General features: G+C 55.2%; 13 protein-coding genes. 11 read left to right on the plus strand and 2 right to left on the minus strand.

Annotation, left to right across the window (positions count from 1 at the left end):
- The first annotated feature begins 141 nt into the window (after window positions 1–141).
- The 6 genes from DMG62_02460 (at window position 142) to DMG62_02485 (ending at window position 7,876) form a co-directional block, all read left to right on the plus strand.
- Window positions 142–1,251, plus strand: a complete 1,110-nt coding sequence (locus tag DMG62_02460) for a phosphatidylserine synthase (protein PYY24448.1) — start codon at window positions 142–144, stop codon at window positions 1,249–1,251.
- Window positions 1,251–1,850, plus strand: a complete 600-nt coding sequence (locus DMG62_02465) for a hypothetical protein (protein PYY24449.1) — start codon at window positions 1,251–1,253, stop codon at window positions 1,848–1,850. Before DMG62_02460 ends, DMG62_02465 begins: the two co-directional genes overlap by 1 nt.
- 5 nt (window positions 1,851–1,855) lie before the next feature.
- A complete protein-coding gene (locus DMG62_02470; protein ID PYY24450.1) occupies window positions 1,856–2,809 on the plus strand; it encodes a metallophosphoesterase in 954 nt (317 codons plus the stop codon).
- A 221-nt stretch (window positions 2,810–3,030) separates the two neighbouring features.
- Window positions 3,031–5,625, plus strand: a complete 2,595-nt coding sequence (locus tag DMG62_02475; GenBank protein PYY24451.1) for a macrolide ABC transporter permease — start codon at window positions 3,031–3,033, stop codon at window positions 5,623–5,625.
- Window positions 5,626–5,742: 117 nt separating this feature from the next.
- A complete protein-coding gene (locus DMG62_02480) occupies window positions 5,743–6,747 on the plus strand; it encodes a mannose-6-phosphate isomerase (GenBank protein PYY24452.1) in 1,005 nt (334 codons plus the stop codon).
- Between the two features lie 16 nt (window positions 6,748–6,763).
- Window positions 6,764–7,876, plus strand: coding sequence for a mannose-1-phosphate guanyltransferase (locus tag DMG62_02485; GenBank protein PYY24453.1), 1,113 nt, complete (start codon window positions 6,764–6,766; stop codon window positions 7,874–7,876).
- 146 nt (window positions 7,877–8,022) lie between these two features.
- On the opposite strand, the gene DMG62_02490 is transcribed toward DMG62_02485, so the two are convergent.
- Window positions 8,023–8,259, minus strand: a complete 237-nt coding sequence (locus DMG62_02490; protein ID PYY24454.1) for a hypothetical protein — start codon at window positions 8,257–8,259, stop codon at window positions 8,023–8,025.
- A 459-nt stretch (window positions 8,260–8,718) separates the two neighbouring features.
- On the opposite strand from DMG62_02490, the gene DMG62_02495 reads away from it, so the two are divergent.
- From DMG62_02495 to glyA, 4 genes are all read left to right on the plus strand, one after another.
- Complete coding sequence (locus tag DMG62_02495; GenBank protein PYY24455.1) at window positions 8,719–10,170, plus strand: phosphoglucosamine mutase; 1,452 nt, start codon at window positions 8,719–8,721, stop codon at window positions 10,168–10,170.
- A complete protein-coding gene (locus tag DMG62_02500; protein ID PYY24456.1) occupies window positions 10,171–11,334 on the plus strand; it encodes a hypothetical protein in 1,164 nt (387 codons plus the stop codon).
- Between the two features lie 209 nt (window positions 11,335–11,543).
- Entirely contained in the window at window positions 11,544–13,145 is a 1,602-nt protein-coding gene (pruA, locus tag DMG62_02505; protein PYY24457.1) for an L-glutamate gamma-semialdehyde dehydrogenase, read from the plus strand.
- A complete protein-coding gene (gene glyA / locus DMG62_02510; protein PYY24458.1) occupies window positions 13,145–14,431 on the plus strand; it encodes a serine hydroxymethyltransferase in 1,287 nt (428 codons plus the stop codon). The genes pruA and glyA overlap by 1 nt, the downstream gene beginning before the upstream one ends.
- A 226-nt stretch (window positions 14,432–14,657) precedes the next feature.
- Here the strand turns inward: glyA and DMG62_02515 are convergent, their stop codons facing one another.
- Complete coding sequence (locus DMG62_02515; GenBank protein ID PYY24459.1) at window positions 14,658–15,113, minus strand: hypothetical protein; 456 nt, start codon at window positions 15,111–15,113, stop codon at window positions 14,658–14,660.
- A 119-nt stretch (window positions 15,114–15,232) separates the two neighbouring features.
- Between DMG62_02515 and DMG62_02520 the strand changes: the two genes are divergently transcribed.
- Window positions 15,233–16,027, plus strand: a complete 795-nt coding sequence (locus DMG62_02520; protein ID PYY24460.1) for a hypothetical protein — start codon at window positions 15,233–15,235, stop codon at window positions 16,025–16,027.
- Window positions 16,028–16,081 lie beyond the last annotated feature (54 nt).

Consider the following 16,081-nt stretch of genomic DNA (forward strand, 5'->3'; position numbering starts at 1 on the left):
GCCTGAGCACTCGCCGCACCTAGGAAATCGCAACACGCATCAACTCAGCCGGGCTGCGGGTCCAAGTTTTCGGACTGCGCCGGTAGTTCTTTTCCGCATCCAAGCTTGCAGGAACTCGGACCGTGAGGGGGCGCGAGCCGCTTGAAATTGCTAGTCCAGCCGGGTGACGGCGTTAGGCCGCTCGTTAAGGCCATCGAAAAAGCCAAAAAAAGCATTCAGGTTGTCATCTTCCGATTCGACCGCCTGGAGATCGAGAAAGCGCTCGAGGATGCTGTTAAGCGAGGTGTATCGGTAGACGCCCTCATCGCGTTTACCAACCGAGGTGGAGAGAAAAACCTCCGCAAGCTGGAAATGCGCTTCCTGGAATGCGGTGTGACCGTCGCGCGCACCGCGGATGACCTCGTCCGCTACCACGGCAAGATGATGATCATCGATGGCAAGGAGCTACATCTGCTCGCGTTCAATTTCACCCAGATCGATACCGAACGCAGCCGCAGCTTTGCATTCATCACGCACGACAAGGAGCTCATCAAGGAAGCTGAAGATTTGTTCGACTGTGACTGCAAGCGGCGTCCCTATAAACCGAGTTCGTCCCGCTTCCTGGTCAGTCCACTGAATGCTCGCGAAGAGCTCGCCAATTTCATCGAAGGAGCCAAAAAGGAACTTCTGATTTACGACGTGAAAATAAGCGATCGCGAGATGATCAAGCTGCTGGAGGAGCGTGCCCGTGACGGGGTGGAGGTCCGCGTAATCGGGAAGATGGCCCGCCATAGCAGCCAGATGTCAGTCAGACAACTTAAAGACCTTCGCCTGCACACACGAATTATTGTTCGAGATCGCAAAGAGGCCTTCATCGGAAGCCAAAGCCTGCGCGAGCTGGAGCTCGATTCACGTCGCGAGATCGGCGCGATGTTTCGCGATGCGGAGGCCATCGCTAAGATCATTGACGTCTTCGAAGCTGATTGGAAATCCGGCGTAGTAGCAACGGGAGATGAAGCCGACGATGTCGTGAAGCCCCCTGCGGCCAAGGTGGCAAAGAAAGTGGCCAAAGCTGTGACGAAGATACTTCCGCCGGTAGCCCCGGTTGTAGAAGAAGTCGTGAAGGACGTTCTGAAAGCAGGTAACGGTATTCCCATCGATCACGAAGATATTGAAGAAACCGTCAAAGATGCCGTGAAGCAGGCTGTGAAACAAGTCGTGCGCGAGACCGTCGAGGATGTAGTCGAACAACAACGCGAACCGGAAGCATAATGCTGAAATCAATCAAACTGACAGTCCTTCGAAATGGGATTCTGGTCTCGATGCTGATGTTGCTGAGCACAGCTTCGCTAGGCGCGCAACAGAAGTCAGGACCGCCGGTAAACGCCAATGCCGCGATTGCTGCGAAGTTCGAGCAGAACGTTGCAAACTATATGAGGGTTCGGCAGAAGGCGATGGCGGGCTTATCGGTCCCAAAGAACACAGATTCGCCTGCAAAGATTGCGGAGTTCCAGAAGCAACTTGCGGCGAACATTCGAGCGCTTCGCGCAAATGCCATAAAGGGAGAGCTCTTCACGCCTGAGGTCGTGGGACTATTCCGGAATCTGGTTGCAATAGCAATGCGCGGACGCGACGGAGCCCTAATTCGCACAAGCTTCGAACACGCCGAGCCGATCCAGGGGGTGCGCTTCGACGTAAATGCGGCCTATCCCGACGGCTTGCCATTACAGTCTATGCCGCCATCTCTGCTGCTGAATCTGCCTCAATTATCGAAAGAGCTGGAATATCGATTTGTGGGCCGCGAACTGATTCTGCGCGATGCTCCGGCAAATCTGATCGTGGACGTAATTCCTGATCTAAGCATCCCTTAAACGAAATGACCCGCCGGATCCTCTCAATTGCAGCTCTCGTCATTCTTGGATGCGGCGTTATCTCCCTTCACCCGCGCTCTGAGCTTGCCGCCATCTTCGCGTCTCATGAAACTGCGCCTGCCAGTGGAGTGGCGGTCGATGTGAAGCTGCCTCTGGAGCAGAAATCTGTCCGCTTTGCTGTGATTGGCGACAACGGAACTGGCGACAAACCGCAATATGAAGTGGCTGCGGAGATGGAGGCTTACCGCAAAGTTGTCGGTTATGATTTCGTGACCATGATGGGCGACAACATCTATGGAAGTCACAAGCCCAAGGATATCGAGCGCAAATTCGAGACTCCCTACAAGCCTCTGCTTGATGCCGGAGTGAAGTTTTACGCTTGCCTGGGCAATCACGACGACTCGAACGAAACCTTGTACAAAAATTTCAACATGAACAGCCAGCACTACTACTCGTTCAAGAAAGGCGACGTCCAGTTTTTCGTTCTCGACAGCAACTATATGGACTCGAAGCAGCTTGATTGGATCAACAATCAGATCAGCGGTTCAACGGCGAAGTGGAAGATCGCCTACTTTCACCATCCGCTATATTCCGATGGACGTTTTCACGGCCCCGATCTAGACCTGCGCAAACAACTCATGCCGATCTTCGAGAAGTACGGCGTGAACGTAGTGATGTCTGGTCATGATCACGTCTATGAGCGCTTCAAGCCCGAAGAAGGAATCTACTTCTTTCTCGTGGGGAACTCAGGCGAGCTCCGCTACCACAACCTGCGCCAGGGTTCCAACATCATGGCAGTGGGCTTCGATACCGACCAAACATTCATGCTCGTCGAAATCAGTGGCGATAAACTGTATTTCCAAACGATCTCCCGAACCGGACAGACGGTTGATTCCGGCGTGCTGCTACATCAACCGAAACCACAGACTCCACTTCAGGCCCAGCAGCAGGTTCACTAGTTTCAAGATTGCGTGGTTCCGGGCCGCCCTCGGCCGGTAGACGGGGTCCGATGTCCAAAGAGGTTCTATTAGGAGATTCTGAATGGTCGATTTTCTGCCGCTGGCATTCTGAATTATCGACCGACATGCGTTCTTCAACCCTTGTAGCGTCCGGCGGACAGGGCCCATAGCAGATGCCGATGTTGCGGCTGCTGAGGTGAGAAGGCGGCCGGTATCACGTAATCAACTGTTCGCGAGCGGACAGGTGGCAGGTGATCTTCCTCTCTAAATGCTTGCTTTTTCATTCGTACAAGTGGCACAGCGACTGCACTAAGGTCTGGGTTCCAGGAGTTTCCGTGATTGAGAACATCCGTTTCGCTTTACGTCAGATCATCAAGAACCCAGGTTTTGCGTCGCTAGCAATTCTGACTCTCGCTCTGGGTATTGGAGCTAACACCGCCATGTTCACGGTAATCGATACCGTCTTACTGCGGCCCCTTCCCTATCGCGATGCGGATCGGCTGGTGGCAATCACACCAGGACTCCGTTCCGACAACTCAGTTCAGGCAACGTCCTGGCCGAATTATCGGGACATCCGCGAGCAGACGCGGGAAGTACGCGATGTCGCCGCTTACATGATCGACTTCGTAGTGATGCGAACTGCGCAAGGTAGTGAAGGCGCAACAGCTATCAAGACGACCGCAAACCTGCTCGACATTCTTGGAGTACAGCCGATCGTCGGTCGCAGCTTCGTCGCTGCTGACAATGAGCCTGGTGCAGCGAAAGTCGTCATCTTGAGCGCCCCGTTTTGGCGCAAGCACTTCAATTCCGACACACACGTTGCCGGACAAACAGTTCGTATAGGAGACGAGCCCAACAGCGTCATCGGAGTGTTGCCGGACAATTTTCGGTTTTCAGGAAACGACGCCTCGTCTGGAGTCTGGCTGCCCTACCAGCCAACCTCGGACGCGCTTTCGGATCGTGGCTCAAACTTCATCTACCTACTTGGTAGCTTGCGGCCAGGAGCAAGAATTGAGGCAGCGCAAGACGAGCTCACCTCCATTGCGAACGGCATCGCTCAGAGAACACCGAAAGGCGCTAGAGGTCTGCAGCTCCATGCCATTCCATTTCGCAATGTGGTGACGTCGGATGTAAGGGCGGTATTTCTGGCGCTTACCGGCGCGCTCATTCTGGTTCTTCTTATCGCTTGCGCGAATGTTGCCAATCTTCAGCTCGCCCGCTGCTTGGGGCGAACCCAGGAATTTGCAGTACGAATCGCACTAGGTGCCAGCCGCCGGGCATTAATGATGCAGATGCTGATTGAAGGCGGCGTGCTCTGCGCTTTTGGCGCGGCGGCAGGCCTCGCACTGGCGCAGTTAATGCTTAGCGGGATTCGGCATCTTCCTCCCGATTTGATCCCGCGCGCAGACGAGATTCATCTGCGTGCAAGCGTGTTCGTCGCTCTTCTGGTTGCGGCCGCAGTGGTGACGCTGCTTTCATCCATCGCGCCGGCTGTCCTGGCTGGCAGCAGTGATCCGCAAGCGGTGTTGCAGGAAGGGGCCCGTGGGTCGAGCGGCGGTCCAAAACGGTCTCGGGTAAGCGCAACCATGGTGGCGGGGGAGGTCGCGCTATCCGTGATCCTATTGATCTCCAGCGGCTTAATGTTCCGCACCCTATACAAGCTTGAGCACAAATATTTGGGATTCGATCAGGACAATCTCACTACCTTCCTGGCCCTGCCCGGAAATGCTGCAGGATTCTTCACAGTGAGACAAGCTCAGGCAACGAATCAGGCAGAGTCGATCCTTACGCGAGTGTATGAGCCGATGCGACAGAAGCTGCGAGGCTTGCCTGGGGTCCTGGATGTAGCCTTCGCGAACGCAGTTCCGCTTCAGGAAATCGACATGCACAGTTCCTTCGACGTCGTCGGACGCCCCAAAGAGGAGCAATCGCCGAACAAGAACAGCGCACTCATCCGCACTGTGAGCGGCGGTTACGCCCGAGTACTCGGCACACCAGCCATCCGCGGCCGCATGATCACCGAGGATGACAGCGCGAGTTCGCCCTACGTAATCGTGATCAATGAAACCTTCGCGAAACGCTACTTCGCCGGACAGGATCCCATAGGGCAACAGCTCGAGTTAGGCGGCAAAGATACAGGAATGATTACACCGTACACGATCGTCGGAGTGATGGCTGATGCTGCGCAGAACAAGCTCGCCGCAATGCAGCAACCAGAGATGAATGTGCCGTATGCGCAAATCCCAGTTACCTCGATCTTCTACCAATTCATGGTTGCCGCCGAAACGAACTACGTCGTGCGAACTCATGCATCGATCGAGATCGTCTCGGTGATCCGCAGTGCGTTTCGTGAGTCGGCGCCGGACTTCGCACTCGAAGATTTCAAGACCCTTCGGGATGCCCACGATCAGGCGGCGTTCAATCAGCGGCTTGGACTGTACTTGATCGGATCATTTGCGACGATCGCGGTCATCATGGTGTTGGCAGGGCTGTATGGCGTGCTTTCGCACCTCGTTGGGCAACGGCGGCGTGAGATCGGAATTCGCATGGCACTGGGGGCGAGCCGGGAGCTGATCTTGAATATGGTGTTGCGCCGCGGCCTGCGGCTGATCGGCGTCGGGCTGGGAATCGGACTTCTGGCTTCGCTCGGAGCAGTCCAGTCTCTAAGGAGCTTCTTGTACGAGGTGTCGCCACTGGACGCTCCAACGTACTTCGCCGTCGCCGTGATCCTTCTGGCGGTTGGCACTTCCGCCGCTCTCATCCCCGCGCGCAGAGCGGCTTCGATTGAACCCACGCAGGCGCTGCGCGCGGAATAGCTGGTGCTTCACTGGTATCAGCCAACATCTCTGGCCGGAGCTGCTTCTAAGTTGCAGTAAGCGCCTGATTCTGAAGCATCGTAAGCGGTTTCAGCTACACTGGAATCATTCCGCCCAATGGAGCAACTGTACCCACTTTTATTGCTGCCAGAATTTCACGAGCGCGTCTGGGGCACGCACGACTTGAGTGCGTTTTATCCGTCTCACAAAGTTGGCAATGAGCCGATCGGCGAAGTCTGGCTCACGGGCGAAGGTTGCCGGATTGCGAACGGATCGCTTCAGGGCCGAACACTCGGCGAGATCTCCAAAGAATTTAGAGACAAGCTCAACGGCACACTGGCTCGAGAACAACGTTTTCCTTTGCTGGTGAAGATCATCTTTCCGAAAGACAAGCTGTCCGTCCAGGTGCACCCTGACGATGAGGACGCACGCAAGGCGAGCCTGCCATGCGGCAAAACTGAGTGCTGGTATGTGCTCGATGCTGCTCCAAGCGCCAAAGTGGGACTAGGGCTGAAGCCTGGTGCTCATCGCAAAGAGGTGGAGGACTCCATTCACTCAAAAAACATGGAGCAACTACTCAACTGGATTTCGGTGAAGCCGGGAGACATGATCTATGTTGATGCCGGCACCGTGCACGCGATTGGTCCGGACTGCGTGCTGCTCGAGACTCAGCAGAATTCGGACACGACTTACCGACTGTACGATTATGGCCGCCCACGCGAGCTGCACATTGGTCTCGGATTACAAGCGATGAAGGAAGTCACTCGGGCAGGGAAGGTGAAGAGCCGCGGCGGGAATGGACACGTCGTGCTGATCTCATCCCCATCATTTGCTGTGGACAAGATGATGTTGAAAGAGGTTAAGACTCTGAATACGGAGGAGGTGTCGCGACGATCTTCTCCACATTGCATCATCGGATTGCGCGGCTGCGGCATTATTGAATACGATGGCGCTCCGGCAATCAGCGTAGGTCGGGGTGAAGCTGCAGTGGTGCCTGCGTCCATTGGCTCATACAGGATCCGGCCACAATGGGAATTCGAGTGCGTGCGAGCGCTTGTGCCCGTGAGCGCGAGCGAGCCGGAAACCGAAAACCCCGTTCAACTGCTTTCTGCAGCCCGATGAAATTAACGACGGCCTGATGACTAAGATCTCAACTTTTTATCCCGTAATCCTCGCCGGTGGTAGTGGTACGCGCTTCTGGCCGCGCAGTCGCCGCAAGATGGCCAAGCAGGTGCTGAACCTTGATGGCGACCAATCCATGATCCAGCAGACTGTGGAGCGCCTGCTGCCGATGGCCGATGAGAACAATTTCTGGGTCATTACTAACGATCACATCTTCGAGGTGATTAGTGGCCAGTTGAAGAAGGTCCCTAAAAAGCAGATCGTCTCGGAGCCAGTAACACGCAACACGGCTCCGGCGATTGGGCTCGCAGCGTGCATCTTAGCTCGACAAAATTCAAATGCCGTGATCGGCATGTTCCCGGCTGATCACGTAATCAAGGATGAAAGGAACTTCCACAAGGTCCTGGCTGATGGCATCGAGTTGGCCGCCGCTGGCGAGAACATCGTCGTGATGGGCATCGCTCCGAACCGTCCCGAAACGGGATACGGATATATCGAGGCTGGCGAGAAGTTGGGTGATGGCCTGTATCGTGTCCGTCGCTTTACCGAAAAGCCAAATCAGCAGCGCGCCGACGAATTTCTGGCCGCCGGCAACTACTACTGGAACAGCGGAATGTTCCTGTGGTCGGCGAAGACGCTGGTGAACGCCATGCGCGAGCACTTATCGGAGACCGCCCCTTATCTGGAACAGATCGCCGCGGCTTGGGGAACGTCAAAGTTCCAGTCGATCTTCATGCATCTCTACGAGAAGTGCGAAAACATCAGCATCGATTACGCTGTGCTGGAGCCGCGATCGGCAAAAGGCGAGCACTCGTCAAACCTCTACTGCCTGCGAGCCGATTTTGGATGGAATGATCTCGGTTCGTGGACAGCGCTCTTCGAACACCAATTGTCCAGCGCCAAGAACGGCGGAGGCTTCAACGTGATTGACGCCGAAGATCACTTCGTCCTGAACGCCGAGGGTAACTACGTTTACTCGCCCAAGAAATTTGTAGCCGCAGTCGGCGTGAAGAATATCGTCGTCGTGGAAACCGAAGACGCGATCCTCATCACCACGCGCGAGCACTCGCAGGATGTCGGCAAAGTGGTGAAGCATCTTGCGGATAAGAAACTCACGAAGCTGATTTAGTCCTAGTCTTGAAAGTGATTTCAGGTCCGATAGGCTTTCGTAGCCATGCTGCCCAAGCTTCGCGTGGCCTGCCGATTGGGAACAGATGCAGGGCGATGATCGTTCCCGTTGCTGGGATCCGGGTCAAGCCCCACACCGCTCGATAACTATGCCAAAGCCTTGGCTACTCTTTGCCGCATCGAATCACAGCATGCTTGAATCTGCACTTTGAGTCCGGAGAGTGATTCGCCATTCACCTGGATCGCGGCCGACATCATGTGCTGCGGGCAAGTAACTCCGGCGACCTTCTCCTGCATGGAGCGCCTTACCTGATCCAGCACGAAGTGGTCGAGTCCTCCAGCGGCCCCAACCTCCTGGCCGTTGACCTTCATTTTGATTTTCATGCTGGCATTTTCCGCCCGCCATCCGGTTGAAAAAATCGGAATAAAGGAGCTCGAGGTTACTTTCGCGCCCGAGAATCACAGAAAAATACTGTTAACTGCGCGGAACATGCACCAAGGTAATGCGGCACCTTCGCTGAATGTGGGCTAACTTAGCCCTACTCTATGCTGCAGATCCTCCAGGGAATCGATGTCGCCCTCGGACTGACGATGGCGATTCTGCTTGCCCGATCGACCGCGGCGGAAATTCGCAAGCTCTGGAAGAATTAGATTCGGCTCTGCAGGCGAAGATTTTCGGTTCATCCGCCGCCTCGAGTGCGCCTTTCGCCGCAACTTCGCCTTAACTTCATAGCTGTCCACACCCACAACTTGTCCACATTGCATCCAAGAACTCGGCAGTAGCTCAGCGTGCATGGTACCGCTTCACCATATCGTCTAAACTACAAGGTTTCTTCTCGCTCTATGCAACCAATCAAATTCGGTACGGATGGATGGCGTGGCATCATCGCTGATGACTACACGTTTGCCAATGTCCGGCGCGCCGCTTCCGCCATCACCAATTACGTTCTGAAAAATGAAGACAGCCGACGCGGTGTTGTGGTCGGTTACGACACGCGGTTCGGCTCGGCGATGTTTGCTCAAGCCGTTGCCGAAGTACTTGCCACTGCCGGCATTGACGTTCAATTGTCCAACGACTACACACCGACACCTGCTCTCTCATTCGGCGTAAAGTACTTCGGCGCAGCTGGTGGGGTGATGATTACGTCGAGTCATAATCCGTTCAACTGGAATGGAGTGAAGTACAAGGCGAGTTATGGTGGATCGGGACGCCCGGCAATTATGCAGGCCATTGAGGCTGAACTCGATAAGCCTGTCCCAAAGGGATCGAAGGCAGGCACGATTAGTGATACAGACTTCAAGCAGCCTTACATCGAAGCCATCAAGAAATTCGCGGATCTCGAGAAGATCACCGCCGCCGGCTTCAAGTTCCTCATCGACTCCATGTACGGATCCGGCCGATGTGTACTCTCGGGCATCTTCGCCGAGCGTGGAATCAAGCACGTAGAAATTCGCTCCGAGGTAAATCCGCTCTTTCCGGGCATCAATCCGGAACCCATCGAACCGCACGTGCGCGAGGCGCAAGAAGCGGTTGTGCGCGAGCGCTGCCATGGCGGCCTGATCACCGACGGAGATGCGGATCGCATCGGTGCCGTGGCCGAAGACGGCAGTTTCGTTGATTCACACAAGATCTACTCGATCCTGCTTCGCTGGCTACTGGAACGTAAGAAATGGCCGGGAGAGGTAGTGCGCGCATTCAATACGACGAAGATGGTCGATCGCATCGCTGCGGAGCATGGACGAAGGCTGCACGAATGCGGAATAGGCTTCAAGAACATCTGCGATCTCATGTTGGAACGCGACATCCTGATCGGAGGCGAGGAGTCAGGGGGAATCGGAATTACGCGTCATCTTCCTGAACGTGACGGCATTCTCAACGCTCTTCTTCTCGCGAACGTCATGGCAGAAGAGAAGCGCACGCTGGCCGAACTAGTGCAGGATCTTCAAAAAAAGTATGGAGAGCACTATTACGCACGTCTGGACATGCATATTCCGAATGAGCTGAAAGAGTCAGCGATTACTCGCGCCAAATCCGGAGTACGTGAGATGGGAGGAAATGAGATTCTGCGTGTTGAGACGCTCGATGGCGTGAAGTTCTTCCTCGACGCGCCGAAGGGAAAACCGGGCACCGCATCGGCGGCGGCAGAAGCGTGGCTGCTGCTGCGAGCATCGGGAACCGAACCGCTGCTGCGTGTCTACTCCGAAGCCGGATCGCCAGAGATTGTGCAGCAGCTACTAAAATCGGCTGAAGCCTTCGTCTACCAGGGCGAAATGGCGGGGACAGCAGCTCACTAAATGCCCGCAGCAAACACCGACGTGGCTGGCCATATCCATCCGGAAGGACATGCCGATACTCCCGAGGCGCGGCAGTATAGCCGCATTCGTCGCTGGATCTCCGTTGCGGATGCCACTCTGGGAATTGTCTTCCTCGTGGTACTGCTGGCAACAGGATGGACGCGTGATCTCCGCGATGTGGCATTTCGCTTCGCCCACGAACACTATGTGCTCGCACTGTTCTACTACGTGCTCTTGCTGACGATCATCAGCAAAATTGTTAGCCTGCCTCTTGATACATACAGCTTTCGTATTGAACACCGATTCCACCTTTCGAACCAACACACTCCTGCGTGGATCCTCGATGAAATCAAGGGCTGGGCCGTTGGGCTCGTTCTCGCCACTTTGCTCACAGAGTTGGTCTATTGGATTATCCGCAGCGCGGCAATCTATTGGTGGCTGTATGCCTGGATTGCGTTTACAGCGCTGTTCGTAATTTTCGCGCAGCTTGCCCCGGTCGTGCTTTTTCCTATCTTTTACAAATTCGTTCCTCTCGAAGATCAGGAGTTGCGCAATCGGCTGGTGAAGTTGAGCGAGCGTGCAGGGACTCGCGTTCGCGGAGTGTACGAATGGAAGCTTTCAGAAAAAAGCAAGAAGGCCAATGCGGCGCTCACAGGTTTGGGGAACACGCGTCGCATCATCCTAGCTGACACACTATTGCAGAACTACTCCCACAATGAAATTGAAGCCGTGCTGGCGCATGAACTTGGACATCATGTGCATCGGCACATTTTCAAGAGCATTGTGCTGCAGATGGTTGTTACTTTCATCGCCTTCTGGGTAGCGAATGAAGTCTTGCGCTATGCCACTTATGAGTGGCACATGTTCGATCTGCTCTCCGACTTCGCAAACCTGCCACTGCTGGCGCTCGTTTCGGCAGCACTCTCTCTTGTCCTCTTACCTGCGCTGAACGCCTACTCGCGCTTCAACGAACGCCAAGCAGACCGTTACTGCTGGCAGTCAGTTCCCAGCGTCGATCCGTTCATCACCGCGATGGACAAGCTCAGCTTGCAGAATCTCTCCGAGAAAAAGCCATCGCGCCTGATTGAGATTCTCTTCCATTCCCATCCCGCAGTTTCGCGCCGCATTGCTGCTGCGCGGGAGTTCGCAAGCGCCCGGAGTTAGAGGCACTCGGCTTTCGGCTATCAGCGCTCGAAGAGCAACTCTCCTCGCTATAGCCTTTAAGACTGTGAGCTGCATTTCCGTCACTGACGCTACGTAGCCGTAAAGAGGCCGAGTGGCGACTGCCGAGTGCCTCTCCTCTACGGTGTAAACTAGAGGGTTGCGGCAGGCTTTCGGGGCGCCGCGGTAAACCTTCCTAGAGGAATCCTCCAATGGCAGCTACCATCGAAACCATTTCCGCTATCTCCTTGCATTCACCCCGGGGGGAGTTCCGAAATAGCCCCCATCTTGATTTCACGAACCCGGAGAATGCCCGAGCGATGCGTGATGCGCTTCGTCAAGTGCATTCGCAGCTCGGAACTGAATACGATCTTGTAATCGGCGGGCAAATGGTCCGCACGAAGGACAAGATCAAGTCGCTGAATCCAGCCAAGCCGTCTGAGGTGGTCGGAATTCACCAGAAATCCGGCGCGGAGCATGTTGAGCCAGCGATGGAGGCTGCTCTGCACGCGTCCGAGAGTTGGCGCACTACCTCCTGGGAAGAGCGGGCATCGTTGCTGCTGAATGCGAGCGCTATCATTCAGTCGCGACGCCTTCAATTCAATGCATGGATGGTTTACGAAGTCGGTAAAAACTGGATGGAAGCGGATGCCGATACCGCCGAAACCATTGACTTTCTCGAGTTCTACGCGCGCGAAGCTCTGCGCTTGTCGCGAGTACAGACTCCTGTGCAGCTCCCAGGCGAGCAGGATGAGCTGCTCTATATCCCGCTTGGCGTGGGTGCGGTAATTCCGCCCTGGAACTTCCCATTTGCGATTATGGCCGGCATGACTTCGGCCTCGATTGTGTGCGGAAATACCGTCATCCTGAAGCCATCGAGTGACTCACCGACAATCGCAGCGAAATTTTTCGAGGTTCTTCAGGAAGCCGGAATGCCGGAAGGCGTAGTGAACTTCTGTCCCGGATCGGGAGGCACCTTCGGCAATGCCCTGGTGGAGCATCCAAAAACTCGCTTCATCGCCTTCACCGGATCGAAGGAGGTGGGCCTCGACATTCATTCGCGCGCAGCCCAGCCAGGCAAGGGTCAGATCTGGATCAAGCGCACGATCCTCGAGATGGGTGGAAAAGACTCGATGATTGTGCAGGCCGATTGCGATCTGGATTCGGCGGTTGAGGGTGTGGTCGCATCCGCTTTTGGCTTCAATGGACAAAAGTGCTCGGCGTGCTCTCGCGCAATTGTAGAAGAGCCTGTCTACGATCTCTTTGTATCCCGGCTCCGTGATCGAGTAAATCAGTTGTCCCAAGGCGATCCGACGCAGAACAAGAACACGGGTCCGGTCGTGAATGAAGGTGCGTTGAAGTCGATTCTTGAGTACATCGAGATTGGCAAGCAAGAGGGCAGGCTGATCACGGGCGGGGGCCGCTCGACCGACCTCGGCGATGGTTACTACGTTCAGCCAACTGTTATCGCCGACGTAGCGCCAAACGCGCGCATCTCGCAGGAGGAAATCTTCGGTCCGGTCTTGGCAGTAATCAAGGCGAAGGACTTTGAAGATGCGCTGGCAATCGCTAACAACACCGAATACGGACTCACCGGAGCCATCTACACGTCTTCACGCCAGAAGATTGAATACGCAAAGCGCGATTTCCATGTCGGGAATCTTTATATCAATCGCAAGTGCACTGGAGCCATGGTAGGTGCACATCCGTTTGGCGGATTCAACATGTCCGGCACGGATTCTAAGGCCGGCGGTCCGGACTATCTGTACCTGTTTACTCAGGCGAAGTCTGTAGCGGAGAAGGTGATTCGCTAATGGCCAATCGAATGGAGCGTCGGTTATCTGAGATCGATCCCGACATGTTTGCTGCGATCGAGAACGAGCAGCGCCGTCAACATGAAGGACTTGAGCTGATTGCTTCGGAAAATTTCGTCAGCGAGGCCGTACTGGAAGCGGCGGGAAGCATTTTCACAAACAAGTACGCAGAAGGGTATCCCGGGAAACGCTATTACGGCGGCTGCGAGTTTACTGACGTAGTTGAGAATCTGGCTCGCGAACGCGCCAAAGAGCTCTTTCAAGCCGAGCATGTCAATGTGCAGCCACACTCAGGCTCCCAGGCGAATGCCGCAGCCTATTCCTCGATTCTCCAACCCGGAGATACCATTTTGGGACTCGACCTTGCTCATGGCGGCCATCTCACGCACGGCCACAAGCTGAATTTTTCCGGCAAGCTCTACCGAGTCGTCTCGTACGGCGTGAGTAAGGACACCGAAACCATCGACTATGACGATCTCGAGCAGATTGCGACGCGCGAAAAGCCAAAGCTGGTTATCGGCGGGGGCAGCGCGTATCCTCGAATCTTTGATTTTGAGCGTATGCGCGCGATTGCCGATAGCTGCGGAGCATTGTTGCTGATCGACATGGCGCATTTCGCCGGACTGGTGGCGGGGGGCGTGCATCCCTCGCCAGTTCCTCACGCGCAGATCGTTACCACAACGACGCACAAGACACTGCGTGGACCTCGCGCTGGCATGATTCTTTGCGAGCAGGAGTACGCGGCCGCTGTCGACAAGAACGTATTTCCCGGACATCAGGGCGGCCCGCTGGTGCATATAATCGCGGCGAAGGCAGTCGCGTTCAAAGAAGCACTGGAACCATTGTTCGCCGACTATGCCCGCCAAATCGTAGCGAATGCTAAGGTCTTGGCGCAGACCTTGAAGGATGTAGGCTTCCGCATTATCTCGCGCGGAACGGATACGCATCTTGTACTCGTGGATGTTTTCGCCAAAGGCATGCTCGGCAGCGAGGCGGAAGCGGCGCTCGGAAAAGCGGGTATCACGGTGAACAAGAATGCCATTCCGTTCGACACGAACCCGCCGCTCAAGCCGAGTGGAATCCGAATCGGAACGCCAGCGCTTACGACGCGTGGGATGAAAGAGTCGGAGATGATGCAGATCGGCCACTGGATCGCCGAGGCTCTCGAGCGGCGTTCAGAGGACAAGGCTCTCGAGCGCATCCGTCACCAGGTATTCGAGCTTGCAGAACAGTTCCCACTGTATGCGGAACGACGAGCTCGCAGCGGCGTTGTGATGGCCAGATAGAATCAGCGTTTGAGTACGTGGTCGGTCGCCCTCGGCCGGTCACGGCGTAAGATTTCGTGTAGGTGCGTTTTTTAATTTGCTGGCTTAAAACGGCAAACCAAAGAGTGACGATCCATACTGGAACCAGCCGAGGGCAGCCGGAACCCGCTACTCAAAGTCTACTGTGAGCTGCTGTTCCAGGATTCCAAAGCTACCTTCCATGAACCATCTGTCTGCTTTTGCAGGATCAGCGTGATCTTACTTTTGTCTTTGACTGGTTCCACGCGATCTGGGACGGAAATGGTTTGCGTGTTGATCCCCACTCATACGCCAAGTGGCCGGCAACGCGTGTCTCACGCCAATCCACGTCGCACTGAAGCACCTTCACGCCCTTCATCTTTTCACCGAGCCCTATTAGCCACCTTGAAATCTCGGGTTTGCCGACCATCGGTTCCATGGCGGGCAGCAGATCCACTCCGTCATCAGCCCATAGCTGCGCTGCCGCATCGTGATTCATATTGCGACAAGCTTCAATAAAGGCGTGATTGAATTCATCGAGTCCCTTCTTCGCATCTTGGTTCGAGCTACTCTGGTTGAAGTTGGTTTCTCCGGGCTTTATCTGGGCCAAAGCTGAATTCCCGATGCTGAAATCTGTAAGCGCAAGAAAAACAAGGAGTAGAGCAGGATTTATTGTGAGCTTCATCGCTCGAGGGATGTAGCACCTGAATCGCGTACATACAAAATTGCCACTTGTCTGGCCTTCCTTAAGCCCGACTTCCGCTTCTAAACAGGTGTTCACTCGTCAATAGGTGGAGTTGTGTGATGTCGGGCCCTCGCTACCAGTACACCCTCACGACGGCTATGTCAGTCCTGTTGCTTGCTCTCTTGTTTGGGAATGCGCAGGCCATCGCCGCCGAGCTCGCAAACGCATCATCGCACCCCGATATCGCCTCTCTCGTAAAAAAAATCATTGAGGCACAGTTAGAGAGTCACGTCCAGGCTAGACCTTACTCAGTTACCCGCGAATACAAAGTCTTTGGCTCCGATAGTGATCGGCCGCGCACCGAGGTCCTTGCTCAAATCAATTTCCTGCCCCCGAACGTGAAGAGCTACGACATTGACAAGAGCACCGGCGGCATGGGCGAAAAGGTCGTTCGCCGCATTCTCGACCATGAAATCGACGCAACGCGCGATCCAAAGATGATGATGGTCAACGACAGCAATTACGACTTCGCCTTCGCGGGCGCGGGAATAGCCGACGGACGCCCGTGCTACAAACTTGAGATCAAACCCAGGCATGAACGTAAGGAATTACTCAATGCAATGATCTGGGTGGACAAAGATTCCTATCGAATTCTCCGGATCGAAGGCGATCCAGCGAAAAGTCCTTCATTCTGGGTGAAAGACGTACACGTAGTCATTCAGTACGCCGAGGTTGCCGGCATGTGGCTGCAAACCGAAACGCAGGCTCTCGCGCACCTGCGCTTCGGAGGCGAATATCGGATCGTTTCTCGAGACGTAGATTACGACGTGGCCCGCACGGTTGCGACGAATGCGACTCAGGCTCGCGCGCACCGAAGACACTCGTCAGCGCTCATCGCCGCGACCGTGAGGTAGAAACCCAACTATGGGCATTTAACGTGGATGCGGCTCGATCCAGGTTGAAAGGCG

The organism is Acidobacteriota bacterium (assembly GCA_003225175.1).
In the GTDB taxonomy this organism is placed as follows: domain Bacteria; phylum Acidobacteriota; class Terriglobia; order Terriglobales; family Acidobacteriaceae; genus Gp1-AA112.

Excerpts from the sequence above, each read along its gene's own strand:
- DMG62_02485 (PYY24453.1), top strand. The coding sequence starts at position 6,764 with ATGACTAAGATCTCAACTTTTTATCCCGTAATCCTCGCCGGTGGTAGT.
- DMG62_02465 (PYY24449.1), top strand. The coding sequence starts at position 1,251 with ATGCTGAAATCAATCAAACTGACAGTCCTTCGAAATGGGATTCTGGTC.
- DMG62_02520 (PYY24460.1), top strand. The coding sequence starts at position 15,233 with ATGTCGGGCCCTCGCTACCAGTACACCCTCACGACGGCTATGTCAGTC.
- DMG62_02495 (PYY24455.1), top strand. The coding sequence starts at position 8,719 with ATGCAACCAATCAAATTCGGTACGGATGGATGGCGTGGCATCATCGCT.
- pruA (PYY24457.1), top strand. The coding sequence starts at position 11,544 with ATGGCAGCTACCATCGAAACCATTTCCGCTATCTCCTTGCATTCACCC.
- DMG62_02515 (PYY24459.1), bottom strand. The coding sequence starts at position 15,113 with ATGAAGCTCACAATAAATCCTGCTCTACTCCTTGTTTTTCTTGCGCTT.
- DMG62_02500 (PYY24456.1), top strand. The coding sequence starts at position 10,171 with ATGCCCGCAGCAAACACCGACGTGGCTGGCCATATCCATCCGGAAGGA.
- DMG62_02470 (PYY24450.1), top strand. The coding sequence starts at position 1,856 with ATGACCCGCCGGATCCTCTCAATTGCAGCTCTCGTCATTCTTGGATGC.
- glyA (PYY24458.1), top strand. The coding sequence starts at position 13,145 with ATGGCCAATCGAATGGAGCGTCGGTTATCTGAGATCGATCCCGACATG.
- DMG62_02480 (PYY24452.1), top strand. The coding sequence starts at position 5,743 with ATGGAGCAACTGTACCCACTTTTATTGCTGCCAGAATTTCACGAGCGC.
- DMG62_02490 (PYY24454.1), bottom strand. The coding sequence starts at position 8,259 with ATGAAAATCAAAATGAAGGTCAACGGCCAGGAGGTTGGGGCCGCTGGA.